The organism is Saprospira grandis, from assembly GCF_027594745.1.
GTDB classification, from domain to species: domain Bacteria; phylum Bacteroidota; class Bacteroidia; order Chitinophagales; family Saprospiraceae; genus Saprospira; species Saprospira grandis.
In genome coordinates, this window is record NZ_CP110854.1 from 3,868,175 (window position 1) to 3,894,241 (window position 26,067).

At 42.9% G+C, this 26,067-nt stretch carries 22 protein-coding genes; 6 read left to right on the plus strand and 16 right to left on the minus strand.

Going from position 1 to position 26,067, the window contains the following annotated elements; genetic code table 11:
- Positions 1-2: 2 nt before the first annotated feature.
- Entirely contained in the window at positions 3-947 is a 945-nt protein-coding gene (locus OP864_RS15270; RefSeq protein ID WP_270099014.1) for a LysR substrate-binding domain-containing protein, read from the minus strand.
- Between the two features lie 320 nt (positions 948-1,267).
- Here OP864_RS15270 and OP864_RS15275 point away from each other — a divergent pair, with 320 nt between their 5' ends.
- Both OP864_RS15275 and OP864_RS15280 read left to right on the plus strand, forming a co-directional pair.
- The gene (locus OP864_RS15275) at positions 1,268-1,927 is read left to right on the plus strand and encodes a peroxiredoxin (protein ID WP_015694145.1); all 660 of its coding nucleotides are present in this window, start codon (positions 1,268-1,270) and stop codon (positions 1,925-1,927) included.
- Positions 1,928-2,155: 228 nt separating this feature from the next.
- Positions 2,156-3,541 carry an MBL fold metallo-hydrolase gene (locus tag OP864_RS15280; protein WP_270099015.1) on the plus strand — a complete coding sequence of 462 codons (1,386 nt, stop codon included), beginning with the start codon at positions 2,156-2,158 and terminating at the stop codon, positions 3,539-3,541.
- A gap of 230 nt (positions 3,542-3,771) precedes the next feature.
- Here the strand turns inward: OP864_RS15280 and OP864_RS15285 are convergent, their stop codons facing one another.
- From OP864_RS15285 to OP864_RS15305, 5 genes are all read right to left on the minus strand, one after another.
- The gene (locus OP864_RS15285; RefSeq protein WP_270099016.1) at positions 3,772-5,346 is read right to left on the minus strand and encodes a CHAT domain-containing protein; all 1,575 of its coding nucleotides are present in this window, start codon (positions 5,344-5,346) and stop codon (positions 3,772-3,774) included.
- Between the two features lie 256 nt (positions 5,347-5,602).
- Complete coding sequence (locus OP864_RS15290) at positions 5,603-6,607, minus strand: cation diffusion facilitator family transporter (protein ID WP_270099017.1); 1,005 nt, start codon at positions 6,605-6,607, stop codon at positions 5,603-5,605.
- Between the two features lie 6 nt (positions 6,608-6,613).
- Positions 6,614-7,996 (minus strand): DEAD/DEAH box helicase, encoded by a 1,383-nt coding sequence (locus OP864_RS15295; protein WP_270099018.1) that lies wholly within the window; start codon positions 7,994-7,996, stop codon positions 6,614-6,616.
- 226 nt (positions 7,997-8,222) lie between these two features.
- Positions 8,223-10,157 (minus strand): leucine-rich repeat domain-containing protein, encoded by a 1,935-nt coding sequence (locus OP864_RS15300; RefSeq protein ID WP_270099019.1) that lies wholly within the window; start codon positions 10,155-10,157, stop codon positions 8,223-8,225.
- A gap of 68 nt (positions 10,158-10,225) precedes the next feature.
- Positions 10,226-11,092 carry a protoglobin domain-containing protein gene (locus OP864_RS15305; RefSeq protein ID WP_270099020.1) on the minus strand — a complete coding sequence of 289 codons (867 nt, stop codon included), beginning with the start codon at positions 11,090-11,092 and terminating at the stop codon, positions 10,226-10,228.
- 405 nt (positions 11,093-11,497) lie between these two features.
- Here OP864_RS15305 and OP864_RS15310 point away from each other — a divergent pair, with 405 nt between their 5' ends.
- Complete coding sequence (locus OP864_RS15310; RefSeq protein ID WP_270099021.1) at positions 11,498-11,989, plus strand: LURP-one-related/scramblase family protein; 492 nt, start codon at positions 11,498-11,500, stop codon at positions 11,987-11,989.
- A 6-nt stretch (positions 11,990-11,995) separates the two neighbouring features.
- On the plus strand, positions 11,996-12,487 hold the full coding sequence (locus tag OP864_RS15315) for an LURP-one-related/scramblase family protein (RefSeq protein WP_270099022.1): 492 nt from the start codon (positions 11,996-11,998) through the stop codon (positions 12,485-12,487).
- Between the two features lie 232 nt (positions 12,488-12,719).
- Here OP864_RS15315 and OP864_RS15320 read toward each other — a convergent pair whose 3' ends face one another.
- From OP864_RS15320 to OP864_RS15345, 6 genes are all read right to left on the minus strand, one after another.
- Entirely contained in the window at positions 12,720-13,337 is a 618-nt protein-coding gene (locus tag OP864_RS15320) for a peroxiredoxin-like family protein (protein ID WP_270099023.1), read from the minus strand.
- 20 nt (positions 13,338-13,357) lie between these two features.
- Entirely contained in the window at positions 13,358-14,896 is a 1,539-nt protein-coding gene (locus OP864_RS15325) for a polyamine aminopropyltransferase (protein WP_270099024.1), read from the minus strand.
- Between the two features lie 88 nt (positions 14,897-14,984).
- Positions 14,985-15,563, minus strand: a complete 579-nt coding sequence (locus OP864_RS15330; protein ID WP_270099025.1) for an energy transducer TonB — start codon at positions 15,561-15,563, stop codon at positions 14,985-14,987.
- An 82-nt stretch (positions 15,564-15,645) separates the two neighbouring features.
- Positions 15,646-16,185, minus strand: a complete 540-nt coding sequence (locus OP864_RS15335; RefSeq protein WP_270099026.1) for an energy transducer TonB — start codon at positions 16,183-16,185, stop codon at positions 15,646-15,648.
- An 82-nt stretch (positions 16,186-16,267) separates the two neighbouring features.
- Positions 16,268-16,825 carry an energy transducer TonB gene (locus OP864_RS15340; RefSeq protein WP_270099027.1) on the minus strand — a complete coding sequence of 186 codons (558 nt, stop codon included), beginning with the start codon at positions 16,823-16,825 and terminating at the stop codon, positions 16,268-16,270.
- 140 nt (positions 16,826-16,965) lie between these two features.
- A complete protein-coding gene (locus OP864_RS15345; protein WP_270099028.1) occupies positions 16,966-19,179 on the minus strand; it encodes an SDR family NAD(P)-dependent oxidoreductase in 2,214 nt (737 codons plus the stop codon).
- Positions 19,180-19,718: 539 nt separating this feature from the next.
- On the opposite strand from OP864_RS15345, the gene OP864_RS15350 reads away from it, so the two are divergent.
- A complete protein-coding gene (locus tag OP864_RS15350) occupies positions 19,719-20,174 on the plus strand; it encodes a hypothetical protein (protein ID WP_270099029.1) in 456 nt (151 codons plus the stop codon).
- A 250-nt stretch (positions 20,175-20,424) separates the two neighbouring features.
- Here the strand turns inward: OP864_RS15350 and OP864_RS15355 are convergent, their stop codons facing one another.
- The 4 genes from OP864_RS15355 to OP864_RS15370 all read right to left on the minus strand — a co-directional run bounded on the left by OP864_RS15355 (position 20,425) and on the right by OP864_RS15370 (position 25,320).
- Positions 20,425-21,366 (minus strand): hypothetical protein, encoded by a 942-nt coding sequence (locus OP864_RS15355; protein WP_270099030.1) that lies wholly within the window; start codon positions 21,364-21,366, stop codon positions 20,425-20,427.
- Position 21,367: 1 nt separating this feature from the next.
- Positions 21,368-21,907, minus strand: a complete 540-nt coding sequence (locus OP864_RS15360) for a hypothetical protein (RefSeq protein ID WP_270099031.1) — start codon at positions 21,905-21,907, stop codon at positions 21,368-21,370.
- The gene (locus OP864_RS15365; RefSeq protein WP_270099032.1) at positions 21,886-22,794 is read right to left on the minus strand and encodes a protein kinase domain-containing protein; all 909 of its coding nucleotides are present in this window, start codon (positions 22,792-22,794) and stop codon (positions 21,886-21,888) included. The genes OP864_RS15360 and OP864_RS15365 overlap by 22 nt, the downstream gene beginning before the upstream one ends.
- Before the next feature lie 1,335 nt (positions 22,795-24,129).
- Entirely contained in the window at positions 24,130-25,320 is a 1,191-nt protein-coding gene (locus tag OP864_RS15370) for an OmpA family protein (RefSeq protein WP_270099033.1), read from the minus strand.
- A 118-nt stretch (positions 25,321-25,438) separates the two neighbouring features.
- On the opposite strand from OP864_RS15370, the gene nadD reads away from it, so the two are divergent.
- On the plus strand, positions 25,439-26,014 hold the full coding sequence (gene nadD / locus OP864_RS15375) for a nicotinate (nicotinamide) nucleotide adenylyltransferase (RefSeq protein ID WP_270099034.1): 576 nt from the start codon (positions 25,439-25,441) through the stop codon (positions 26,012-26,014).
- Positions 26,015-26,067 lie beyond the last annotated feature (53 nt).

Consider the following 26,067-nt stretch of genomic DNA (forward strand, 5'->3'; position numbering starts at 1 on the left):
AATTACTCAGGCATAGTAATACGCATTTCATTATTCTTATACTGCTGGCTCTTGAGCAGGGGCTTTACCAACTCCTTGATCTCCTTATGCAAAACTTCCATCAAACGCAATTTTGCATAGGGCCGATAAAAAGCCAAACTAATTTCCCGAACAGGAACGGGCCGCTCAAAATAAGCCAAACGCTGCTGCCGCTCTTCAGAAAGTTGCTGGAGATAAAGCTCCGGAACCAAGGTGAGCCCCCCCATTTGGTCCACCAAAGGCAATAAACAATCAAAAGAGTTGGCCCCCAGTTTTAAGTTGGGCCAAGGACTAGCCTTTTGCCGCAAATGACAAAGATCCAACATCTGCTCCCGCAAACAATTGCCCTCTTCCAATAGCCAAAGCGGCCGCTCCAACAAAATATCTGGAGTTGTATAGCGCTTAATCTGCTCCTCCGCACTGCCATAAACCAAAAGCAATTCATAATAGAGCACCCAATCCTCTATGCTGCTATCCTTCAATGGCGTACTCAAAATGGCCAAATCTAATTCGCCCCGCTTGAGGGCCTCGGTCAAACTAGCCGTGGGGGCCTCGATAATCTCTAACTCTACCTCTGGATATTTGAGCAAAAAAGGCCGCAGAAAAATAGGCAGCAAACTACTGCTAATGGTCGGAATAATCCCCAAACGTAGCTGTCCCGCCACTTTTTGCTTAACATTTCGGGCCAAATCATAAAAATTATCGGTCTCCGATAAAATACGCCGAGCTGCCATAATCAACTCTTTGCCGCAATCTGTCGTGACCAAAGGCTGCGTCTTGCGGTCAAATATCATCACTCCCAATTCCTTCTCTAATTTCCCAATCATGCTGCTCAAAGTGGCCTGACTCAAATCCAATTCTTCCGCCGCCTTGCTAAATTGCTTGTGCCGATCTACGGCAAGAATGTATCGTAGCTGCTGTAATTTCATACTATTAGTTTTTGTTATATGCCCTATAGTTTTTATCATTTTTAGTTATAGCTATCTTGCCCTATCTTTGTATCAACAAGGACGGAAAGCCATAGGCCAAAAGATAGTTATTAGTTTTTATTATACGGCCTATAAGTTTTATCATTTTTAGTTATAGCTATCTTGCCTTATCTTTGTATCAACAAGGACGGAAAACTAAAGGATAATTCGTTAATTATTTATTATAGCTAATAGATTTTCTTCTTGTCCAGATTTAGTTCTTATTTTTTGTTCCCAGAACAAATTTAATTTATACAAGTTTTTAAATAAAAATACCAATTATGGAAAATCCCACTGAAGTAAACTTCAACCCTATGCCTCGCATCGGCGACCAAGCACCCGATTTTGTAGCACAAACGACTACCGGCCCCATGAAATTCTCTGAGTATGCAGAGGGCAAATGGATCGTTCTCTTTTCTCACCCCGCCGATTTTACACCCGTTTGTACCACCGAAATGAGTGGCTTCGCTATCCGCCAAGACGAGTTTAAAGCTCTAAATACTGAGCTCGTTGGCCTAAGCATCGATAGCCTTCACGCTCACCTCGCTTGGGTAAATAATGTACGCAACAACACTGGCGTTTACCTCAATTTCCCCATCATCGCCGATATCGACATGAAGGTCTCTAAGCTCTACGGTATGCTTCAGCCCAATGAAAGCGAAACCGCTGCCGTACGCGCCGTTTTCTTCATCGATCCGAGCAAAAAAATTCGCCTCGTTATGTATTACCCACTCAATGTGGGCCGCAATATGGACGAAATTCTCCGCGCACTAGAAGCCCTACAGGTTTCTGACGAACATAAGGTGGCTATGCCTCTAGACTGGCGCAAAGGCGATAAGGTGATCGTTCCTCCACCCAAAACTTTGGCCGAAATGGACGCTCGCATCGCCGATACTTCTTGCGAAAAAGTAGATTTCTACCTCGCTAAGAAGTCTCTCTAAGAGATTATTTTTTAGGGGCTGCCCCAGCCTTCGGCTGGGTCGCTCCCCTCTGGGCTCGCTCTCTGCTCGGCCCATCGCCAGCAAGCTGGCTTGGTCTGGCCCTTCGGGCCACCCGCCGGGCAGCTCAGCCTGCGGCCCTTCGGGCCTGCAAAACGCAGCAGACCAAATTTGTCACTCCAATTATTTTTTCCCAAACCAGAGGAGCCGATCCTCCCAATATTCCGAACTATGTTTTTTAAGCACATTTATGATAAAAGTCTAGCTCAAGCTAGCTATATGATCGCTTGTCAAAAAGCAGGCGTGGCCGCCGTAATCGATCCTAAACGGGATGTAGATACTTATCTAGATATTGCCAAGCAAGAGGGCTTTACGATTACGCATATCCTAGAAACACATATTCATGCAGACTTTTTGGCCGGTAGCCGAGAATTGGCCGAACTAACTGGAGCCAAAATGTATCTCTCCGCTGAAGGTGGCGAGGGCTGGGAATATGAGTTTCCGCATGAAGGCTTAAAAGATGGAGACGAATTTTGGTTGGGGAACCTCAAGTTTGAGGTTTGGCATACGCCTGGCCATACCCCAGAAAGTATCAGCTTCTTACTCACCGATACGCCCGCAACGGAAGAACCCGTTATGCTCTTTACTGGAGATTTTGTCTTTGTTGGCGATATCGGACGACCCGATTTGTTGGAAAAAGCCGCAGGGATCAAAGGTACCCAAGATGAAGGGGCCAAGCAAATGCTGGCTTCTGTCCGCCGATTCAAAGAATTGCCCGATTTTATTCAGCTTTGGCCCGGACATGGTGCCGGCTCTGCCTGTGGTAAGGCCCTTGGTGCCGTACCTAGCAGTACCGTAGGCTATGAGAAAATCCGTAACTGGGCCTGCCAATTAGCCGATGACGATAAAGCATTTACCGATTATCTGCTAGAGGACCAACCCGAGCCGCCAAAGTATTTTGCTAAAATGAAGTTGCTCAATAGAGTAGAACGCCCTCTATTAACCAAGCTGGCCCCCGCTCAAGAACTCGATTGGCAGACCGTAGCCACCGCTATGCAAGCGGGCATCCCTCTAATTGATGCTCGCCCCAGAACGCAGGTCGAAAAAGAGGGCTTTATTCCTGGCACGCTAAATATTCAGCATAATAATGCCTTTTCTACTTGGGCCGGCTGGTTCCTGGATTATGATAAGGACTTTATGCTTTTGGCCGCCGAGGACCAAATCGATGAGCTCCGCCGAAAACTTATGCGCATCGGCTTAGATAACTTTAAGGGATTTGTTGCTTCTACTGCTGTTTATCCGCAAGCCTTGCATCAACCCGATATTATTGAGCTAGCAGAAGTAAAAGCGCTAAAAGGAGAATATCGCATTTTTGATATTCGCTCAGCCAAAGAATACAAAGAGGGCCATATTGAAGGCGCAGAACATTTCTTTTTGGGCAAACTTTATGAACTAGCCAAAGATGTAGACCGCAATGAAGCCATTATTCTACATTGTCAGGGCGGAGATCGTGCCGCTATTGGTTACAGTATTTTGGTCCAAATGGGCTTTAAGAATATTAAAAACTTTAGTGGTGGAATTAAGGCCTGGACGGCTGCAAAAGAACCCTTGGTTTAGTGTATTAGTTATAGCAAGAGGACAATAGTTGTCAAGCAGGGAGGAGCGAGAAATCGCTCCTCCTTTTTTGGTCCAGCTGGCCCAGCGCTGCGCAGCGGTGGCCGAAGGCCAGACCGAGTAAAACGAGCGTTAGCGAAGTTTTGTGAAGGGCCGAGCAGACCTGCGAGCCGCGCAGCATAGCGGCGGCCGACCTAGCCGAAGGCTAGCCGGCCGCGGGCCCCAAAAGCTAGTTATTTTCGGTAAACTCCTTCTGCATCAGCATGTCGTCGCCAGCGAAAGATCACCGATAAAATTAGGAGCAAGCCAATGCCCCCAGCAAAAATACTGGCCAAAAAAAGCAGGGCATTTCCCATGGTTTTTTCGGCTAAATAGAGTGGTTGATCAATACCAATTTGGACAAAAGCGGCCCAAAAAATGGGGTGGGCAGCTATGCTATTTTTATTGGCCGAAAGGTATTTTAATTTGGCCCTTTGCAAGGCACTGCTTTTATCTGCCCCGGCCGCAATTTGTCGGTAATAATCCTCCATAAGGATAGCCGTGCTCTCGTCATTTACCTGCCAAAGACTAACAAGAGCCGCAGGAGTGCCAGCATACATAAAGGCCCTAGCCAAAGAGGCCGTTGCATTTCCTTGTTGGAAGCGGCCCACGGCTGTTTCGCAGGCAGAAAGGACCACCAAATCGGCAGAAATGGGCAAATTCATAATTTCATTGGCCATCAGCAGATTGTCTTCCTCCTTTTGAGGCAGATTAGAAAAAGCGAGCCCAGACCGCAGCGGCTCCGCTCTATCCTGAATTCCGTGCATAGCCAAATGAATCACGGCATAACGTTTAATATTGGCCTTAAAATTAGCTTCGCTGGCTAGGCTATCCAGTAAAAAACGGCCCTCAAACTGCCGAGCGAGTCGCCCAATTTCTAGGCGTGTTTTGGGCAAACTTTCTAGTTTTTGGCCTTGCCCTTCTGTGTAAGAGCCTGCAATAGCCAGCATTTGGCCGCCTTTTTTGGGGCGGTCCTTCTGTTGTTCTAAAAAAAGACTACTGCTATAGTGATAAAAAATGGCTTTATCTTTTATCAAATAGGGCAGATCGCCAAAGCGTTTTTTGCCCGCTGGCCGATTGAGCAGCACCTCAAAAGGAAGCTGTAATAAGGGGCCATCAGGAATAATCAGTAGCTTTTTGTAACTAGGCAGCAAGCTGCTTAAGGGAGCCAAAAGCCGCTCGTACAAAGCCGAAGATTGTTGGACAAAAGGACCAACTAGCTCTGGCTCGCCTAGTTTTAGTTGTTTGGGGTCGCTTAATTGTTGCCTAAATTGCGCTAGCTCTTCCTCCAATTGATCAGAAGCTAAGCCCAAGCGAAGAAACTGCGCGGTTTCTTGGTCCACATAAAAAACATAAACCATAAAATTGCCCCAGAAATACTCTAGGCAAGCTGTATTAGCTGGCAAATTGGCCTGCAAATCAGCTAAAGAATACTGCCGCAAACTATCCGATAGCTGGGCCAAGGCTTGCTGCTTAAACATAGCTCGGTCCCGAATCCGTTTGTACTGCTGGATCCAGCTATATTTTTGCGCATGGCTCTGAGGAGACAAAAGTCCTCTTTCTAGATATAGAGCGGCTTCTTGAAGCAAACTCTCTTGCTTTTCTGCCGATAAAGAGGACCAATTTTCTTCTAAATGCTCAAAAAGGCGATCAATCTGCAGCAAAGAAAAGCTATCTACAGTAGCTAGGCTAGCTGTAGGAACCGGTTGTGCCCAAGACAACTTAAGGGCAAAGCAGCAGAAGAGGCTCAAGATTAGGATTCTAAACATTTTGGGCTAAATTTATAGGGTGGGGACTCCCAAGATACATAATGCCCAATTGTTCTAAAAATGAAGCCTTAACTTATTGTATATATATATCTGTTTTTTTGGGGCTGTCCCTCCCTTTGGTCGGGTCGGGCTGTTCGGGGGCTCGCTGCTCGCTCGGCCCTGCGCTTTTTCGCTGCGCTCAAAAGCTGGGTCTGGCCTTCGGCCACCCCCTTCCATCCCTCAGCCGTTGCAGGCTTCGCCTGCTTAGGGGGGCGGACTAGCGGCCGTGCATTTTATTGAGCAAAATATTGTCTGCGGTCCAAGCTAACTGCCCTTCAAATTTGGACCTTCGTTTGGGACAGTCTTTTTTGCTACAAAGGGGGCAAGAGCTAGGGCGGCAGGCATCTAAATGTACAAAAAGCTCTACAGGCGAAGATAATTTTTCGCGCAAGAGTTGTTCTAATGCTTCTACTTCATCATGCCCTTCTCGGATATCAAAGTACCAAGGCACCGAGAGGTGACAGTCGATATGCAGGTCGCTCCCATACTTAATGATGCGCAGGTTGTGCACATCAATCCAGTTTTCTTTTCGGTTATCTTGTAAATCTTGTACAATTTTATGGACCAGCTCATAATCTAGTTCATCCATAATACCCGCCAAAGATTTTCGGATAATATGATAGCCCGTATAGGCAATGAGCCCCCCAAATAGAATCGCCACTATATTATCGGTGAATCGAATCCAAAAGCTATCGGCAGCCTGATATTGCAAGATGAGAATGAGCAGTAGGCCCAAAATAAGCCCCAAAGTAGAATAAGCATCTGATTTTAGGTGCTGCCCGCTAGCAATCAGCGCAAGAGAATGCGTTTTTTTGCCTTGTTTTTCGGCCAGATGGCCCAAAAAATAGTTAACCGCCCCAGCAAAAGCCGTAATGTATAGCCCCAAGTCAATAGGGTGTAGCTCATAGTCTCCAGCAAAAAGGCGGTAGCCCGCTTGGCCAATAATCAATAGGCCCGCAAAAACAATGAGGCTGCCCTCGGCACCAGCAGAAATAAACTCTATTTTTCCATGCCCATAAGGATGGTTTTCATCTTTGGGGCGGGCGGCTAGAATGAGGCTGTACAGCCCTAGCGCCCCCGCCACCACATTGATAATACTCTCCAAGGCATCGGTCAAGATACTACTCGAGTTGGTATAAAAGTAGGCGATAAACTTGGCGGCTAGAAGCAAAGCCCCCAAGAGGACCGCCCAAGCCTGTAGGCGAATATTCTGCTGGTCCAAAATGCATTACTTTTTGTGGCGGTTGCGCTTAGAGGTGGTTTTCTTCTTGGGCGTAGTTTTTTGAATATAGCTTTTGGCTTTTCCATTAAACTGTCGCTTGCGTTTGCTGCTTTTTTGTTTTTGCTTCTGCTTGTAATCCTTTTTTTCATGAAAAGCCCCTTGAAAGTTCGGGTCGTCTTTCCTCTTTTGGTGGTCAATTTCCTTGGCAATCTCTTGCTTTTCGTCAAAAGGGGTTTCTGGAATATCCAAATTGGCGGGTAGCTCATAAACGGGAATGGCCATTCGGATTTTCTTCTGGATTTTCTGAATGTGATATTGCTCGGCCGCTTGGGCAAAACTAATGGCTGTTCCGGTACGGAACGCTCGGCCAGTGCGCCCAATGCGGTGGACATAGTCCTCATGTAGGCGGGGCACTTCAAAGTTAATGACATGGCTTACTTCGGGAATATCAATTCCTCGGGCCATGACATCGGTACTGACCAGAATGCGCAGCAAACCTTCTTTAAACTCCTTAAAGGCATTGATTCGGCTATTTTGGCCCTTATTGGAGTGGATCAGGCGCATTTCGCCTTCTAGTCTGGCCCGTTGTAAAGCTTCAAAGACCTTGTTGGCGCTGCGTTTAGAGCGGACAAAAATGATGACGCGATCAAAGCCCTCTTCTTTTTGGAAAAGCTGGACCAAAAGATTGAGTTTTGTTCCAAAGTTGGGCGTATAATAGAGCCGTTGTTCTACGGTTTCTACGGGGGTGGCTTCTGGGGTAATTTCTACTTTATGGGGAAAATCCATAAAGTTCCAGCTGAGCTCTTCCACTTCTGGCGAGAAGGTGGCCGAAAAAAGCAAGTTTTGCTTTTTTCTGGGCAAGAGGTCCAAAAGGGTATTGATTTGAGGGCGGAAGCCCATGTCGAGCATGCGGTCGGCCTCATCCAAGATCAGAATTTCTACCTTTCTGAGGTCCAAATTCATTCTTTCGTAGAGTTCGAAGAGGCGGCGGGGGGTACAAACCACCATATCGGTACCTGCTTCTAGTTCTTTGGCTTGTTTTTGCCAGCCCACGCCGCCATAAAGGCCCACCATTTTAATGTCGGTGTATTTGGCTAGCTCTTGTTGCTGTTCCAAAACTTGCAAAACCAATTCTTTGGTGGGCACCATAATAATGGCCCGAATAAAATCAGGCTGATGATATTGCAGTTTTTGCAAAGAAGGCAGGAGATAAGCCGCTGTTTTTCCGGTTCCTGTTTGGGCAATGCCAATGAGGTGTTGGCCTCCACGAATGAGCGGAATTGCTTTTTCTTGGATGCCGGTGGGTTGTTCAAAGCCCAAATCTTCTAGGGCCTTAATATATTGAGGAGAAAGGCCAAGTGGGCCAAAATTTTCTTTAGTAATAGACATAAATCTGTAGTTAGTGAGCTAGCCTTGGGCCTTTAGGCCCCTTTTTGCCCTTTAGGGCTATTTGTCGAACCGGCCTAGCGATGCGGAAGGGGGCGGCGAAGCCGCAGACCCAACAAAATGAGCGAAGCGAATTTTGTGCAGGGCCGAGCAGGCTTGCGAGCCCTGTAGCGTAGCGCCGCAGCTTGCTGCGGAGGCCCCTAAAAAAAGAGTGTAAAAATACAAGGAGTTAACGAAATACGGTAACATCAACTCCCTTTTTAATGAGTTCTCTTAAAATGGGGTACTCTGAGAGGGTTTGCTCAAGGCTAAAGCGGAACCAGATAGGCGTAATATGTAGGTGTTTTAGGGCGGGCAGGGCTAAAATTTCTTCTCCAATTGTATCTAGTGGTGTTAGGCAAAGCTGTAACTCTTTTAGGTTTTTTAGTTTTGAGAGATTTTGTGGAATCAGCTGCGCAAATTTATTGTGGCGAATATCGAGCTGCTCTATATTTTGCCAATTATAGACATAGTCGGGCAGCTCAAGCAGTTGGGCCTGAGCCAAATCGAGTTTGTTTTGGGCTAAATCTGTGGCAAAAAATGCTTTGGCCCAGCTTTCATCGCCATAGCTAAGGACATAATTTTTGCCCATCTTGCAAAAGCTATAAATAGCTTGAATCAGGGCTTTTGGGCTCAGCTCATTGGGAGCCGCATCCAAATAACGCTGAAGGTTTTTGCTGAGTTTGTCTTCCGTGATGCCAAGCATACCAGTATTATAGAGTGGCCAGCGTTTTTTGATCACTGTACTAAACGAACGAGGACTAATACGCTCGATTTGAGCCAGAGCAAGTTGTTTGATTTTCTTGTCTTTGTTGGTTTTGTAGAGCACAAACAAACTGGCGCGGAGCTCAGTGGGGCAGCCGCCTTGTTCCAGCATATAGAGCCCTAGGCGATTCATTTCTGGGTCTTCGTTGAGCAGCAACTCCTTTAATTTTTCTAGCTCTTGGCTAGGGGCTTCTTTAAGGTAGGCTTCTCCTTTTGGCTCGAGGAGCTCTAACAAACTTTTTTCACTTAGGATTTTAATTTGGGGATATTTAGTGAGCGGATCGCCCTTAATTTTGGGCAGATCGCCAAGGACCAAAATTTGGGTGTTTGCGGTAATTTTATTTTTTGGAACCAACTCTAGCTCCTTAAGTTGTTCTTTGAGCTCTCGTTTATTGCTTTTAAACTTTCCTTTGAGCACAATTTCGGTTCCTGCTTTTAGCTCGGGCAAGTTTTCTTGAATGCGTTTTTCGAGCTCAGTAAAAATTTTATCTCTAAAATTGCTCAAGGGCAAATCAAGCAGCTCGATGAGTTCATTCTTAGACAACTTGGGCAGTTCTTTTTCTGGCTGCTTCAAATAACTGATGCAATCTTGCAGAAAATCAACTTTATAATGATTCTTTTTGGCGGCATTAAAGAGGGTAACAAAATCTTGGAAAAAAGGAGGAGCCTTATCCGATTTATAGCCTCTTTTAAAGTTCTCTAGGGCTAGAAACTGCAGTAGCAGTTCGGCTTGATCCATCATCGCCATATCGTGCAAAGATAGCTTGCGCAAATTGGGCAATTGGAGCAAAGGGCTATTTTTGTCTACTTTTAGATGGGCAGAAGGGGCCGAAAACTCTTCTAGGGAAGTTAATTTAGAAAAGTTTTTGCCTAAACGTCTCAAGCTATAAAAATAAAGAATATGTAGCTCTTTCAGTTGAGAAAGCTTGGAAATACTATCTGGAAGTTGCGGGGTATCTTTCCAACGACAGGCTTGTAGATCCAATCTTTCGAGTTTAGAAAGTTGGCCAAAAAAGCTAAAATCTGTTTTTCTGTCAAACTGTTGCCCAGACAAACGGAGCTCGACCAAATTGGGGAAAAGATAGGGCAGTCGCGGCAGGAGCTTAGGCGAATGGGTTTCTAAATAAAGCCGCTTGACCGTAGGCATGGGTTGCGGATCTAGGCCCTCCCATTCAAAATCTTTGGGGAGTTCACTGAGCCTGAGCTCATGGATTTGAAGAGCAAAAAAAGATTTGGGAAAACGGTTGAGGTTGAGTAGGGGAGGAACATCAAAAAATAGCGATTTTTCTTGCTGCACTTGGGTAATTTCGTCGGCAATCATCTTGCGCTCCAGTTTCTCTTCTTCTATATAATGCTTCATTTTCTATTTTTTGAGGCAAACATAAAGTTTTTGAGGAAGAAGGGGAAGTTTTGCTTAACAAGAACAGCTTAAATCGCCAATTCTTGCAAATTGACCAATTTTAAGTTTCTAAAAGCGTAAGCTTTATTTAGGGCGTCTTTCATGCTACTTTGTGCCTCAATTTTCTTCAGCTGAATATCTAGCTCCAATAAGGTTTGGGCCATAATTGGGCTAATGCCCGAGACCAAGGCCTTACAGCCCATCAGTTGCACCGCTTTGAGCAATTGCAGCAAGCCTTTGGCCTCTTCCAATTGCAAATGATGCAAGCCTTTGATATCTAAAATAAACACCTTAGCCGATACTTCTGAAACTTTATGCAGGGCTTGTCGACTCACTTCCTTGAGCCGCTTTTTATGCAAAATACCCACCAAAGGCAAAAATAAAATATCGTCCCAAATTTGAGAAAGTGGTGCCGCCAGACGTAGATTTTCCTCTTCCAAAACCGCTTCCTTTTGCTGGTTGTAGCTATCTACAATGATGGCGATTTCTTGCTCTATACGCATATGAAAAGCCTCTAAAAGATCAAAATCTTCTAGCTTTAGGGTTCTAAAAACTTCTCGAAAGAGATGGCCAAATAAAACCATGCCCTCAAAATAAAATTTGAGGGGCAAACCAATGCGCGCATGCACCAAACCAATATTTTTTCGCCTTTCCTGATAGGCTTCATCAAAGTCTAAGGTCCAGAAGTCGGTCCAATAACTTTCATGTAAGGCTTTGAGATGTTTGATTTGCTGCTCGGAGCTAAAAAAATGCTTAAATTCTGACTGGCTCAGCATCCGATCATAAAATTCATCTATAATCTGGGGAAGTTGGCTAAGCATCAAATCGGCATAATTATGCAAAATCATATCGTCAGCTAAAATTTGTTCTTGACTTAAAACTTTAAGGGGCTGCATCTTATAGGTTCTTGTTCTGCTCCAAATGTAAGGAAAATATATAGATGTCTTTATATTATAAAAAAAACTTTTTAAGAAAAGGATAATCCTCTTTTGTCACAAAAAATAGTAGTTATTATTTTTTTTGGGCTGCCCCTGCGGCCCTTTGGGCCTTGGGTCGGGCTGTGTCGTGGCTCGCAAGTCTGCTCGGCCCTGCAGTTTTTTCGCTGCGCTCAAAAACTTGGGTCTGCGGCTGCGCCGCACCACTTTCCATCCCTCATCCGCTCATCAGTTTTCTTTGCGCTAGCATTTTGCTTCGGCAAGAAAAATAGCGGCTTTATTGCTTAATTTGTTTTTTTTGTTTATTATTGAGTTGTAGCCAGCTCACTGGCTTTTTATCCTCATATAACCTTAAAACATAGTAATATGCCCAAGCTATTTCAATTGAAAGAAAAAATCTGGAGTTTTGGTGGCAATTATGTCATTCGAGACCAAAATGAAGAACCTGTTTATGCGGTCAAGGGAAAAGTTTTCTCTTGGGGTAAAGATCTTTCTTTTCAGGACTACAATACTGGCCAAGAGTTGTTTCGCATCAAGCAAATTTTGATGAGCTTGATGCCGCGCTTTGAAATTTTGAAAGATGGGGCCTCGATGGCGGAAATCCGCAAGGAGTTTCAGTGGTTTGGCCAAAAGTTTACCCTAGATGTGCCTGGCCCAAATGATTATACGATTGATGGCTCTTTTTGGCAAAGAGAATTTGAATTTCGCCGAGCTTCGGGCCTTTCTGCCAGAGTGTCTAAAGAGTTTTGGAATTGGACCGATACCTACGGCATTGAAATTTATGAAGGCGATGAGGCTTTTATCTTGGCCACCGCTATTGTTATTGATTTGGTGCTGTTTGAAAAGAAATCAAACTAAGTAGTCATGTCAAAGCGCTTTCAGCTCAAGGAAAAAGCTTGGAGCCTAGATAGTAGTTATCTAATCCGAGATGAGCTAGACCAAATTATTTATTTGGTAGAAGGGAAGTTTTTTTCTTGGGGTAAAGACCTATCTTTTCAAGATTATAAAACAGGACAAGAGTTATTTCAAATTAAAAGACGGCTTTTTTGCCTGTTGCCTCAGTTTGAAATAAAACATAAGGGAGAAGTCATTGCCGAATTTCGTAAGCAGTTTTACCTTTGGGGGCATTGCTTTAGTTTAAGGTTTTCAGGAGGGGCAAGTTACCAAGTTGAGGCTGGCTTTTGGTCCAGAAACTTTATTGTTAGTGCAAATGAAAAACAATTAGCCAAATTGTCTAAAAAGTTTTGGGCATGGACGGATACTTATAGCGTCGAAATCTATGAAGGAGAGGAACAACTAATTTTGGCAGCGGCTGTCATTATTGATTCTATTTTATTTAATCATGGGTCAAATTAGAGGAAAAAAGAGCAGCCTTGGCCCAGCGCTGCGGAGGGGTGGCCGAAGGCCAGACCGAGTTTTTTTGAGCGCAGCGAAAAAAACGAAGGGCCGAGCAGACCTGCGAGCCCCGCAGCATAGCGGCGGCCGACCTAGCCGAAGGCTAGCCGGCCGCGGGCCCCAAAACATAAAAAATCTCAAAAAAAGAGATCAAAAAAAAGCCAGTAGAAAAAATCTACTGGCTTTTGTCGTTTTATTCGGTGGCTTTGAGCACCGCCAACAAAATTTCGGGGGCCAAACGCACTTTATAATTAGGATTGATATAAGAAAATTGAATTTCGCCTTCTGTATTGAGGACAAAAACAGCGGGAGCCGGCAACTGATAATGTTTTTCGCCCGATTGCTCGTCTAGCTTCACACCAAAGGCCCGATAGCGTTTCTGGGCTTTGTCATCTAGTTGGTAGGCAATGCCCAATTTTCGAGCATATTCCATTTTTGCATCAGAAAGCAACTGGTAGCGAAATTCGCCATCTTCTGCGCTTTCTTTTAGCTTTTCGGGTTTATCGGCAGAGATAGCCAAAACCTGAAAGCCCAAATCATGGATGTCTTTTTCAATTTCTTGCAATCCATTGAGTTGCAAATTGCAATAGGGGCACCAATTTCCGCGATAAAAAACCAAAACGGTCTTTTGCTTTTTAATCAACTTGCGAATGCCTAAATTTTCGCCTTCTACATTTTTAAGGTTGCCGGCGGGAATCGTTTCGCCGACCAAGATGGGGCAAATATCTTCGGCGGCATTGGGGACCGTTTCTTTTTGGGCAAAAGAAAGGCTGGCCGAAAAGAGGAGCAAAAAAACAAATAACTTTTTCATAGGAGGCTTAATTTTAAGGGTTAGTACCAGTCCCAGTTTCCTTTGCGGTAATAACTACTGAGTACTGGATGATGAATGCGATTGACTTCAATCTTTGCCGTGTCAATAGGAACAACTGGCTTGCCAAAAGAACTAATGTGCAAAAGCGCCTCTTTGTTGAGCCATTTGGTTTCTACTTGATCTAAGTTAATATTTCTTAAAGCATCTCGAAAACCTTCTTGGGGTAAATCTTTGGCGCCAAGGGTCCAGCCCCATTGCCCTAAAGTAAGTACTTGATTGTGAATTTGTAATGTGCTAAATCCCGCTTCTTTTAGTGTTTTGTCAATGCAAACAAAAGCTTTACTGGCATAATACGGGCTACCCGATTGAATGGAAATGAGTCCGCCTGGCCGCAATTGTTTATAACACATTTTATAAAATTCATAAGAGTATAAACGGCCCAACTCAATACTTTTTGGGTCTGGAAAATCGCAATAAATCAAATCGTAAAAATCTAAGGTCTTTTCCATATACTGAAAAGCATCGCCATTGAGAATTTCTACTCGAGGATCTAGCAAGGCGCTGTCATTCATAGTTAAAAAAATGGGGTTGGTTTTGGCCAGCTCTGTCACTTTGGGGTCCAAATCAACCAACATAATTTTTTCAATGCTGGGATATTTGAGTAATTCTCGAACTACGCAGCCATCGCCACCACCTAAAACTAAAGCCGTTTTGGGCTCGGGATGCAAACTAGCCGTTGGATGGACCATAGGTTCATGATACATCCATTCATCTAAGGTAGAAAGTTGCTGGTTGCCATTGATATAAAACCAATGATTGCCCTTCCATTCGGTAACAACTAGTTTTTGATACTTAGATTGATGCTGGAAAATGACTTTATCTTTATAACGTTTCTGTTCGCCAAAAAGAATAATAGGTTCTGCCGCAAAAAAACCAGCCAAAAGCACTAAACCTACGGCAAAAGCCCCAATTTTAAAGGCCAATTTATGCGCTTTGGGAAAAAGTTGGCCCAAAAAGACCAATAATAAAAGCGCTACGCCAAAATTGACGGCCCCCAAAATAAAAGGCGTATAGGTAAGGCCCAAATAGGGAAGGCCCACAAAAGCAAAAAATAATCCGCCAATCAAACTGCCGTAATAATCGTTTTCCATTACCGCAGAAACATTGACCCGCAACTCCTGATAAGCATCATTGAGCCGAACCACCAAAGGAATTTCCATCCCTATCAATAAACCAATCAGAATACAAAAGCTATAAATAAAAACACCAGTGTATTCCATATAAGCCGTGGCCGTATAAGTAAATAAAGCCGAAAAGGCCACCAAAAGGGAAAGCGTAAACTCAATAATAACAAAGCTGCTCAGCAAATTCTTTTCAAAATACTTGGAAATTCTACTGCCCAAGCCCATAGAAAAAAGCATAACAGACAAGACAATCGTAAACTGAAAAACAGAATTGCCCAAAAAATAAGTGGCCAAGGTGGCCAAAATGTATTCGGCCACAATACCCGAAAGACCAGTGGCAAAAAGAGATAACTTGAGAATGTTGGATTTTAACATGACAGCTTGAATAGGTCCATAAAAAAACTAGCCGCCCAAAATAGACAGCTAGTTGCAATTTTGCTAATTTTTAAAGGAGTTCGACCCGCTAATCTTTTTCTGACTTAAATCGAATCGGTACAACCATTCGCATCGAAACTTTTTTTCCGAATTCTTCTGCCGCTTCCCATTTTGCCGTTATGGCTACAACTTTTACAGCATTTAATGCAACTCCCTCTAAACCCAATCCTTCTTCGCCCATAAACCGAAGAAGTTCAATGTTTTCCATTTTTCCCTCAGCTGTTACCACAAATCGAATATAAGCTACCGAATTGATGTTTTTTCCCTTGGCCGCCTTAGGAAAAATAGTAGCAGCCGATAAATCTTTCATCAACGCTAGCTGCCCACAGGTTTTTCGCTCTTCTGGACTTTCGTCTTCTGAACATTCTTCTGTAAGATAATAACAATATTTTGGTACATAATCTATAGTTGGAGCCGGTGCGGGTGGTGGCGGTGGTGGCGGCGGCATTTCTTCTACAACTGGCGCTGGAGGAACTGGCGGCGGTGGCGGTGGTGGCGGCGGAACCAAAGTATCAACCTCCACAACATATTGCGGAGCTGTTTCGGCTTGCGCAGCCTGAACTCCCCCTACAAAAAAGAGGAGCAAAAATAAATAGCGATAGTACATGAGCATATTTTTCGGCGGTGAAATAAAAGCTTTGTCTAAAAGATGTTTGTATGAGTTTTTTGCTGGAAAATGGAGTAAAAAATTAGTCCTGCTCTTCCAATTTAAATTTAATGGGGGCAATCATTTGCATTGAGATATATTCTCCGTTACGTTTTGCTACTTTCCATTTTGCCGTTTTAGCTACCGTTTTTACTGCATTTAATGCAGCTTCTTCAAAGCCCATTTTTTCTTCTCCTACTAATTTGGCCAACTCAATATTTTCCATTTTTCCCTCGGCAGTTACTGTATAGCGAATGTAAACTGTTGCTTCCAAAGATTTTTCTTTGGCCGCTTTAGGATAAATTAAGGCCGATATTAAATCATCTCTTAAAGCTAAATCGCCACACTTATCTCGTTCTTCATAACTTCCGTCTTCTGGGCAATGCGCTTTGAGGTAGTAACTGAATTCCTCTATATAGTGTCCTGGAAATGAAAGTTCGTCTGGCAACGGAGCATCTTTTTTTTCAGCCGTTTCTGGAACCAAAGTATCGGCCTCTACAATATATTGCGGAGCTGTTTCGGCTTGCGCAGCCTGAACTCCCCCTACAAAAAAGAGGAACAAAAATAAATAGCGATAATACATGAGTATATTTTTCAGAGGTGAAATAAAAGCTTTGTCTAAAAGATGTTTGTATGAGTTTTTTGCTGGAAAATGGAGCAGAAAATTAGTCCTGCTCCTCCAATCCAAATTTAATAGGGACAACCATTTTCATCGGGATATATTTTCCTTTGTGTTTTGCTACTTTCCATTTTGCTGTTTTAGCTACCGTTTTTACGGCATTTAATGCAGCTTCTTCAAAGCCCATTTTTTCTTCTCCTACTAATTTGACCAACTCAATATTTTCCATTTTTCCCTCGGTAGTTACTACAAATCGAATATAAGCAGTTGCTTCCAAAGATTTTTCTTTGGCCGCTTTAGGATAAATTAAGGCCGCTGTTAAAACTTTATGTAAGGCAAGGTCAGCACATCTATTTTTTGACCAAAAATCATCATCGGGACAATCATCAGAAAGATAATAGGGCTCCATGTAGTTTATTCCAAACCCACTATATTGATCTGCTGCAGCTGTTCTTGGCGGTGGCGGAGGTGGTGGAGGAGGAAAAGGAAGTGCTGTTTTCTCTTTTGTTTGCGGAACTAAAGTATCAGCCACTGCAATTGCCGCTAGCACACTGTTAACTCCCCCTACAAAAAAGAGGAGCAAAAATAAATAGCGATAGTACATGAGCATATTTTTCGGCGGTGAAATAAAAGCTTTGTCTAAAAGATGTTTGTATCAGCTCGTTTGGTGGAAAAACTACCCCAAAAAAAAAGCGCGCAAAAAACAAAAGTTTTTTGCGCACCTCTCTTTATTTCTCTAAAGTTTTACTCAAACTTTTTTCCAGAGCGATCAATAACGGCCGCACTAGCTTGCTGATTGGCAAAAAGAAGCAAATCTTGAATATTTACTCTTTCTGGGCGACTAGCCACAAAGAAAATAGTTTCCGCTACATCTTCGGCTCGTAAGGGCGTGAAATCATTATAAATTTTTGCTTTTTCTTCATCGCCATTAAAACGAACCAAAGCAAATTCAGTTTCTACATGCCCCGGATGAATAGCCGCTACCCGAACGCCATAGCGATGCAAATCTAAACGCATTCCTTTAGTGAGCATATCTAAAGCGGCTTTTGTAGCGCAATAAACATTTCCGTCAGGATAAGCTTCTTTGCCTGCAATCGATCCGATATTGATAATAAATCCTTTTTTATTTTGGACCATAATCGGACTAATCGCCCGGCTCAAGTAAAGTAATCCTTTCAGATTGGTATCAATCATAGTTTCCCAATCCTCAATTTTTCCCTCATGAATGGGGCCTCTACCTTTTGCCAAGCCTGCATTATTGATCAAAATATCAATGTTGCCCCAAGATTCAGGCAATTTTGCCAAGGCGGCATCAATTTCTTCTTTATTTCGAACATCAAAAGAAAGGGTTTGTACTTCCAACTGCTCAAAATTTTCACGCAATTGCTCCGAAAGTTCTTCTAAACGGGCTGCTCGGCGACCAGTTAATACCAAACGGTAACCTGCGCGAGCAAATTGCCAAGCCGTAGCCCGACCAATACCAGAAGTTGCGCCAGTAATAAAAACAACTTCTTCTGCATGAGGCGAGCGCAAAATTTCTTCTTCCGATTCAGGCAACTGTAATTCTTCGGCTATCGGTTGCTGTTCTTCTGGACGAATGACTTTATATAACTGATCCAATTCTTCTGCCTGCAATTCGGGCTTCAACAAACAAGCTTGCAAATAATTTGCTCTGGCCGCTTCAATTTGTCCCTGTTTAGCCTGACAATCGGCCAAAGCCAAATAAGCCAACTCATATTGCGGATCAATTTCTAAGGCCCGATGCAATAATTCATTCACTCTAAATAAAGACGCAAATCTTTTACGCAAATGCAAAGCATACTCATAATAAAGCGCTGCCGATTCTTCATTGACAAAAATCGCTTTTTTATAATATTCTTGCGCCAATTGCTGCTCTTCTTCCTCAAAATGACGATCTAACAAACGCGCCAACCAAATCAAAGCGCGACCATTACTGGGGTCCAACACTAAAATTCGTTCATAAGCCAAACGGGCCACTTCATAATCCGCTTCTTCCGTTTCGGTTTCTGCAATGACAAAAAGTGCATCCAAAGAGCGAACTTCGGTCAAATATTCTTGGGCCGCTTCCAAATTTTCGTCTTCTAAAACTACTTTTTCGGTCGCCGCTTCTTTTTCTTCCTCTTTTTCTAGAACGGTCGGAATTTCTTCCACTTTTTCCTCTTCTACAGCTTCCAGGGGTTCTTTTTCCTCCGCTGTTTTTTCTTCCTCCTCCATTTCCTCAACAGAATTTTCTGCCTGCTCTTCTTCCTCCTCTTTTTCTTCTAGGGGCGTTTCTTCAGGGCTTTCTTCTTCCAAAATTTCTTCTTCGGCCCGAGATTCTACTTCTATTTCTGGAGCTTCTTCAATTTCTTCTTGCTCTTCTTCCGCTTCTTTTTCTTCGCTTTTTTGCAAAGCTGTAATATCGATTGCTTGCAAAAGGCGACTAAATTCGCTGGCTTCAAAATCGGCCCAAGGACTAGGCGAAAGCGCATTGATTTTTCGCAAAAAACTGCCAATATTTGTCGATAAACGTTTGGCAAAAAGTTTTTTCGCTTCAATTTCTTCTAATTCATCAGCGGCTGCTTCTCGGTTGGCTTTGCGCAGGCGAATCCATTCCTCATGCCAAAAATCTCGGTAGCGCATGAGTTCATGAATGGTTTTTGTTTGTGTGGGCGTTTCGATAATTTGGCCGTTAACATCTTTTTGCCGACCATTTAAAATAATGGGCAAAATTCGCTCGGTTTCTAGCATCAGCGAGCTCAGTGCTTGCATGGCCAGATGATCTTTTAAAAAGTTATCGCTAAGCAGTAGCAAAACTTTTTCTTCACTATTTTCTAGTTGCTGGGGGCTGGGGTTGGCCACTAATTGAACTTGGCTGCCAGCAAAAAAATGCTGCAAGCGCTGAAATTCTTCGCTGTTGGCCGCTACATATAATACAGGGAGTTGATATTGAGGCATAGTTTGACGTTGTTTTTTTCCTTGGCCTAAAGTAAGGGCTTTTGAAAAGAAATGAAAGTTTAAAACTACAGAACTTTTCATTTTAGATAAAAATTAGAGCTATTTTTTGGGGCCTCCGCCTCCCTTCGGTCGTCGGCGCTACGCTTTGGGGCTCGCTGTTCGCTCGGCCCTGCGTTTTTTTCGCTGCGCTCAAAAAACTGGGTCTGGCCTGCGGCCACCCCGCCGCATCGCTAGGCCAGTCGCTTCGCTCCTTCTAGACGCAGAAATTTAGTTCTGCTAGTTATGGGCCGATGGTTTCAACCATCGGCTCATTTTTTTGGATCTAGAATGGCCTCCCTTTTTGCTGTGGGTTTTAACCCACTGATCTAGAAAACCATCAAGAAAAAATCCCCCTTTCAAATAGCGGCTTTCAATTAGCGATGGGTATAAAAATTACATTGATTTTTCGGCCACTTTTTTTTCTAAAAAATTATTAGTCAGTCTATTGACATTATTATTTTTTAGTCGTAACTTTAAAAACAACAAAAAAATATAGCCCCATGATGACTCTCGAACAAAAAATGCAGGATTATAAATTGAGCAAGAAAATGCTCAAGGCTTTTTACGGCATTTCTTATCCCACTTTGCGCAAACGCCTACGTGCTGCGGGTTTGGACCATTTTATTGGCCGCAGAAAATTTTTCTTTGCCGAATTTCTCCTCATTTTTAAGGCCTTGGGCCAACCTACAAGCATTTTGGAAGAAGTTGCAGAACTGGCTCTTATTTATGAGCAGCTCATTAGTTTGGGCTTATTGCAGGGGCAATCTCAGAAAGATTTGCCGCAAAAAGGGCAAAAAAAGGAGGAAGCTCTTTTTTCCTCGCCAAAATTACGGCTTTTGCAAAAGCCTTTGGCTTTGCTCAATCGTTTTATTGCCCTCTATTATCAAGTTTTACTAAATGGTTTGGACCTTTTATATGGCCCAACGAAAAAATATGCTGTTCAACAAGCAGCTTAGCTTCGTCCATCAAGAATAGCAGTTACTTTTATCCCTCAATTTTTACAATCTAGTTTTTTTATAGCCATAGCCTAAAGCTCATGGTTGAATGCCTATGCTCAACCCACAGCTCCAAAACAAGCCAAAAAAACAACCGTCCCCAAAAAGCGAAGAAGGACTTTAGTCCGCTCTTCGCTCAAGTCAGTAACCCAACCCTGAGCTTGCTGCTAGAAAAGATTGGGAATTTTTTTTCTAAAAAACTACTGACTACTTAGTTCTTCTCTGTGATGGCAATCAACTTTTCTTTTTGTATACGATTTTCTTCCAACTGCATTGCAAAGGCATTTAAAGACAGATCATCAATAATATTTATTTTTTGCAGCTCATCTTCGGAGGCGGCAAAATATTTTTCTAGTTCTTTTTGATAGTCTTTTAGCAATTTAGCTTTGAGGTCAGTCAATTTTTTTCGAGCTTCTTCATATTTTTCCTGTTGCTGCGTCAAATAACTGCGATACTGTTCTAAATATTCTTGCAAAAGGCGTAGGAGTGTTGTATTGATCTCTTGTATTTCTTTGGCAGTGACTATTTTTTCTAAAACAAATAATTCTTCCTGAAGCTCTTCAAGAGATTGTACATTTTGGAGTGAGGCGTGGAGCATTCTTGCTTTATTGAGCAAAGGTTTTTGGCTAGCCTGTTGAATGGCTTTTTGTTTTTGCAAAAGGTCTTGATAACTGCCTAAAACTTCGCTTTGTTCTGTTTTCCATTGCTCAAACCACCCTTTAAGATGATCATCAAGTCTTTCTTTATAGCTGCTTGCAAAAGCAACAAATTTTTGCGCTGCAGTTTTATAATTAAGCTGTAGCTCTTCTAAGGTCTTATTATAGTCGTCAATGAGTTGAACAAGACTGGGAAGTCCTTGGGTCGAGGCTTTTTTCAATCGCCAGCCAATAAAAAAGCTAATAACTGCAAAAAGAATAAAGACGGCAGTAATTTGAAAGAAAGTAGAAAGTGAAATATTGGGAGGAAAATAAAAAACATAAAAAATTGGCGCCACAAATAAAAATAAAGCAGCCACCTGAAGTAAAATACCTAAGTTTTCTTGCCAAGGATTTTTATTTCCTTGTTGAGAATTTAAGATCTTGACCAAAGCAAAGTTACTAGCTATCAAGATGATGAAATAAATCGCAGCAGGAATAAAAAGTGAATCAGTCAATCTAAAAAAAACTAAAGCTTGCAAGGACTAAGGCTGCACCTCCAAACTTTACTGCACCCAATAAAAAACGGCTCCGCTTTGGGTCGCCCCCTTGGGTAAAGGCCTTTACTAAAACATAAACCGGAAAAATAAAAACTAAACTGATAAACAAAAAGGCCCAGCCTTCAAAAGAACGGTAAATAAAAAATATAAAGATTATACATAAGCAAAGGAGGGACAAAAAACTGAGCCCTCCCAAAATACTTAAGCAACCTGAAGGTGCGCTAAGCGTTTCTTCATCCAAAAAATCTTTCTTTTGACTAAGGAGCATTTGATAACTTGCTGGAAATAAAGGCAGTTTTTCTAGCTCATCTTCTTCAGGCAGCCTAATTTCTTTTTTCAATAGTTCCAACTGCTTTACTTCTTCAGTGGCTTCCACTTCTTCAAAACCAAAAATGATTGCCCAGCCGCTAATTTCATGGAGCAATTCTGTGCACCATTCTTCTGGACCCGCCCTTTTTTCGGCTTGATGTAAACCCTTTACAAAAGTTTGTGCAAACAAATTTTGCAGCCCCTGCGGAAGCTCCGCATATTTTTGATGGGGGGCGGCAAAAAATTAAGCCATTCTTTAGCTTTCGGGTGATGTACATATAAACCCGCCTCAATTTTTTCATGCAAACTAACACAGGACTCATATTCTCCTTTGGCTGAGGCGGCAAAGGGATGAATTCCTAAAAATAATTTATAGAGGATAACGGCGAGAGCAAAATTATCCCAACTGGCTTCAAAGCGTTCTATTTTTGGCTCCAGATAATATTCTGGGGCAGAATATTCTGGAGTGGCTACTGCAGCCTTAAAAAATTGATCGCCATCCGAAATTTGTATAGAATCGACATCTACAATAGAAATTCGTCCATCGGGTTGGACCAAAATATTTTCGGCTTTTAAATCGACCAGCACATATTTTTTTCTCCTTTGCAGGTAGCGAAGGGCATTGACCAAATTAAAGGCAATTTTCAAACGAAACTTTAGGCTATCGGCCTGATCAAAAGCCAAGCGTTTCCAAGCGGCATCAATTTTTCTGGGCAATTGGGGCAAACAAAGCAATTCTAATTTTTTCCCTTGGGCCTTCGGCATTATCAACCCAATTTGTTCGCCTTTTTCATTTTGCAAAATGGCTTCGGGCCAAATAAAACTAGGCGTAATTCCTTCTTTCCCTCGCCTCAAAGGATCATTTATCAAAAAATCCAATTTGGCCAATTTTTCAGCCGTCCTTTTGTGTGGATGATAAATTTTTGCTACCCGATCACTATACTTTTCTGGCGATAAAATGTGAAACAAGCTGCCTTCACCACCCGAAGCAAAAGCTTTAGGGGCCAAAAAGATAGCTTCTTTTGTTTCAGTTAAAAAAAGAATGACTTTTTGTTCTGTGTAGTTGTTCTCTTCCATAATCTTTTTGTTACCTCAAGGTAACAAAATTTAATAAAAATATTTTACTGATAAGATGATTTTGATTTTTGGGGCCTCCGCCTCGCTGCGCTCGTCGGCTCCCGTTGGTCGGGTCGCTCGGCCCTGCGCAAAAAAACAAGTTTTTTGCTTGGTCTGGCCTGACGGCCACTGCTGCACATCGGTTACTCCCGTTAGTCGTCGAACTGCGGCTTTCAGCCTTGTTGTGGCCAGTCGCTTCGCTCCTTCTAGACGCAGAAATTTAGTTCTGCTAGTTATGGGCCGATGGTTTCAACCTTCGGCTCATTTTTTTGGCTGTAGAATGGCCTCCCTTCTTGCTGTGGGTTTTAACCCACTGGTCTAGAAAACCATCAAGAAAAACTCCCCCTTTCAAATAGCGGCTTTCAATTAGGCTCAAGCCTAAAAAACAACAAAATTTTTCTTCGCTAAAAAAAATGCTGTGACCAAAACAAGAGAAAAAACAACCGCCCCGAAAAAGGAAACAGTTTTAGTTTAATTTTTTAGGAGCCGATGGTTTTAACCATCGGCTCATTTTTTTGGATGTAGAATGGCCTCCCTTCTTGCTGTGGGTTTTAACCCACTGGTCCAAAACCATCAAGAAAAACAACAACCGTCCAAGCACAACCGCCAAGAAAAATCCCCTCGCAAGAGGGGATGACAATTTTTTGCTTAGCCTAGGGCCTTGGCCCTAGGGTTCCTATGAAATTTATGGGAGAAAAACTCCCCCTTTCAAATAGCGGCTTTCAATTAGGCTCAAGCCTAAAAAACAACAAAATTTTTCTTCGCTAAAAAAAATGCTGTGACCAAAACAAGAGAAAAAACAACCGCCCCGAAAAAGGAAACGGTTTTAGTTTAATTTTTTAGGAGCCGATGGTTTTAACCTTCGGCTCATTTTTTTGGATGTAGAATGGCCTCCCTTCTTGCTGTGGGTTTTGACCCACTGGACCCCAAAAAACTTCAAAAAAAACACCCCCCAAGCACAAGCGCCAAGAAAAATCCCCTCGCAAGAGGGGATGACAATTTTTTTCTTAGCCTAGGGCCTTAGCCCTAGGGTTCCTATGAAATTTATGCGGAATAGAAAAAACAAGAAGCCAAAACTGCCGAAGAAAAAAGCCCAAAGAAAAAAAACAGATGAGCGGATGAGCGATGCGCAGCAGTGCGGCGCAGCCGCAGACCAAGCAAAAAACTTGTTTTTTTGCGCAGGGCCGAGCGAACAGCGAGCTGCGCAGCGTAGCGACCCGAGCCAAAGGCGAGGGGCAGCCCCAAAAAAAAGCCCAAAATTTTACTTTTGGGCTTGAAAGTGCTTATGAAATGGGGTTAATCCTCATCGGTATAAGGATCAACTTCTGTTTCGTATTCTACTTCGAGATTTTCGGCATCTACTTTAGTGACAGTAAACTCTACGCGGCGGTTAATTTGTCGGCCTTCGGCGGTATTATTGTCGGCAACGGGTTTACTTTCGCCAAAGCCTTTATAACTTAAGCGATTTGGGGCCACGCTTCCTTTTTGGACCAAATAATTATAGACCGATTTTGCGCGGTTTTCTGATAAGCGTTGGTTGTAGCTATTGTCTCCGCGGCTATCGGTATGCCCATGAATGGCAATTTCCATGCTTGGATATTCATTGAGCAGGTCAATTACCTCTTGCAATTGCTCGTTAGATTCGGGCAAGAGGCCCCATTTTGCAGTCACAAAGAAAATGCGGTCCAATTTAACCACATCGCCAACTTTTGGTGGCGGGGGCGGAGGCAATGCGGGGGGCTCTTCTTTAAAGTTGAGTTCGCAAAGCATGATATCATCAATGAGGTAATAGGCATTTTCAAAATCTCCGGCGGGATCGGCAGAGCCTTCAATCATTTCTGTTTTTTCATTATCGAAAAAATTGCCGAGGATAATCCAATTGGAGCGGTTTGGAGAGACAAAAGTACCAGAATACTTTACCCATTCTCTTTTATCTTTATTGATGACCTCTTCCACATTAAAATCGGGTTTAATCTCGGTGAGTGGGTCCCAAGTTTTTCCTTTGGTAATTCGGGTAGGCGAGAGAGCCAGACCAATATTATTGCTTACATATTTAGAGCGAACGGCACGGCAGACCCAAAATTCAAAGTAATATTCGGTTCCTTTGCGCAAAGTTTGGGTCAATTTGGCCTGCACATATTCTCTATAGACGCTGCTGCGTTCCGATTTTGGGTTGTGCGTTAAAATAGCAGCCATTTTATAGCCCGAATGCGGTTCGTCAATGATTTCATTGTTTCTTTTTGCCGACTTTAGGGTTTGTGGAAACACAATTTTTAAGTCAGGCGTCGATAAAGAAGGGCTAGACCAATCAGAAACGCTATAGCGAAAGGTTTTAAAGCCATCGAGATCATCTTTAGGCGGTTTTGCTCTAAGTTTTTCAAAACCGGGATTCGGAACCAAGTTGGGGCCCGATCCTTCTGGAGCTTGTGCCATCAAATGAAAAGGCAGGGCCAGAAAAGCTGGCCAAAAAAGGTATTTTTTCCACATAATTAAGGTCTGTTTTATTTAAAGATACTAAAGGCGGGCTAAAGTCACAAAAAAACGGAGCCTTCTAGGGCAATCCGAAAAGAAGGCTGTATATTTTCGGCAGAATAAATTAAAAATTATGAAAGTAGGACTCTTTTTCGGCTCTTTTAATCCCATTCATATCGGGCATTTAATGATTAGCAGTTATTTGTTGCAACATAGTCCTTTGGATGAGCTATGGTTGGTGCTTAGTCCGCATAATCCACATAAAGAACGAAAAACTTTGGCCGATGACTACCTGCGTTTAGAAATGTTGCAGGCTGCGGTAGAGGAGGAGCCGGGCTTAAAAGCTTGCGCAATAGAGTTTGATTTGCCCAAACCTTCTTATACGGTAGATACTTTGGCTTATTTGCGAGAAGAGCATCCCGAGCATGAATTTGTTTTGCTGATGGGGGGCGATAATCTGCGCTCTTTGCCCAAATGGAAAAATTATGAGCAAATTTTGGCGCATCATACTATATATGTATATAAACGGCCCAAAGTAAGTTTGGGCGAGCTGGAAAATCATCCCAGTATTCATTTATTTCCAGAAGCGCCTTTGGTAGAAATTTCAGCAACTTATATTCGTCGGCAAGTAGTTAATGGAGGAAGTATTCGTTATTGGGTGCCCGATGCAGTGCGAGAAATTATTGAGAAATCGGGAGTGTATCGTTAGGTTGCTGATGAGCAATTTACTTTGGAAATACCCCCCAAAAAAAAGCCCAGTCT

Coding starts and splice junctions, on each gene's coding strand:
- OP864_RS15270 (WP_270099014.1), bottom strand. CDS start 947: ATGAAATTACAGCAGCTACGATACATTCTTGCCGTAGATCGGCACAAG.
- OP864_RS15275 (WP_015694145.1), top strand. CDS start 1,268: ATGGAAAATCCCACTGAAGTAAACTTCAACCCTATGCCTCGCATCGGC.
- OP864_RS15280 (WP_270099015.1), top strand. CDS start 2,156: ATGTTTTTTAAGCACATTTATGATAAAAGTCTAGCTCAAGCTAGCTAT.
- OP864_RS15285 (WP_270099016.1), bottom strand. CDS start 5,346: ATGTTTAGAATCCTAATCTTGAGCCTCTTCTGCTGCTTTGCCCTTAAG.
- OP864_RS15295 (WP_270099018.1), bottom strand. CDS start 7,996: ATGTCTATTACTAAAGAAAATTTTGGCCCACTTGGCCTTTCTCCTCAA.
- OP864_RS15300 (WP_270099019.1), bottom strand. CDS start 10,157: ATGAAGCATTATATAGAAGAAGAGAAACTGGAGCGCAAGATGATTGCC.
- OP864_RS15305 (WP_270099020.1), bottom strand. CDS start 11,092: ATGCAGCCCCTTAAAGTTTTAAGTCAAGAACAAATTTTAGCTGACGAT.
- OP864_RS15310 (WP_270099021.1), top strand. CDS start 11,498: ATGCCCAAGCTATTTCAATTGAAAGAAAAAATCTGGAGTTTTGGTGGC.
- OP864_RS15315 (WP_270099022.1), top strand. CDS start 11,996: ATGTCAAAGCGCTTTCAGCTCAAGGAAAAAGCTTGGAGCCTAGATAGT.
- OP864_RS15320 (WP_270099023.1), bottom strand. CDS start 13,337: ATGAAAAAGTTATTTGTTTTTTTGCTCCTCTTTTCGGCCAGCCTTTCT.
- OP864_RS15325 (WP_270099024.1), bottom strand. CDS start 14,896: ATGTTAAAATCCAACATTCTCAAGTTATCTCTTTTTGCCACTGGTCTT.
- OP864_RS15330 (WP_270099025.1), bottom strand. CDS start 15,563: ATGTACTATCGCTATTTATTTTTGCTCCTCTTTTTTGTAGGGGGAGTT.
- OP864_RS15335 (WP_270099026.1), bottom strand. CDS start 16,185: ATGTATTATCGCTATTTATTTTTGTTCCTCTTTTTTGTAGGGGGAGTT.
- OP864_RS15340 (WP_270099027.1), bottom strand. CDS start 16,825: ATGTACTATCGCTATTTATTTTTGCTCCTCTTTTTTGTAGGGGGAGTT.
- OP864_RS15345 (WP_270099028.1), bottom strand. CDS start 19,179: ATGCCTCAATATCAACTCCCTGTATTATATGTAGCGGCCAACAGCGAA.
- OP864_RS15350 (WP_270099029.1), top strand. CDS start 19,719: ATGATGACTCTCGAACAAAAAATGCAGGATTATAAATTGAGCAAGAAA.
- OP864_RS15365 (WP_270099032.1), bottom strand. CDS start 22,794: ATGGAAGAGAACAACTACACAGAACAAAAAGTCATTCTTTTTTTAACT.
- OP864_RS15370 (WP_270099033.1), bottom strand. CDS start 25,320: ATGTGGAAAAAATACCTTTTTTGGCCAGCTTTTCTGGCCCTGCCTTTT.
- nadD (WP_270099034.1), top strand. CDS start 25,439: ATGAAAGTAGGACTCTTTTTCGGCTCTTTTAATCCCATTCATATCGGG.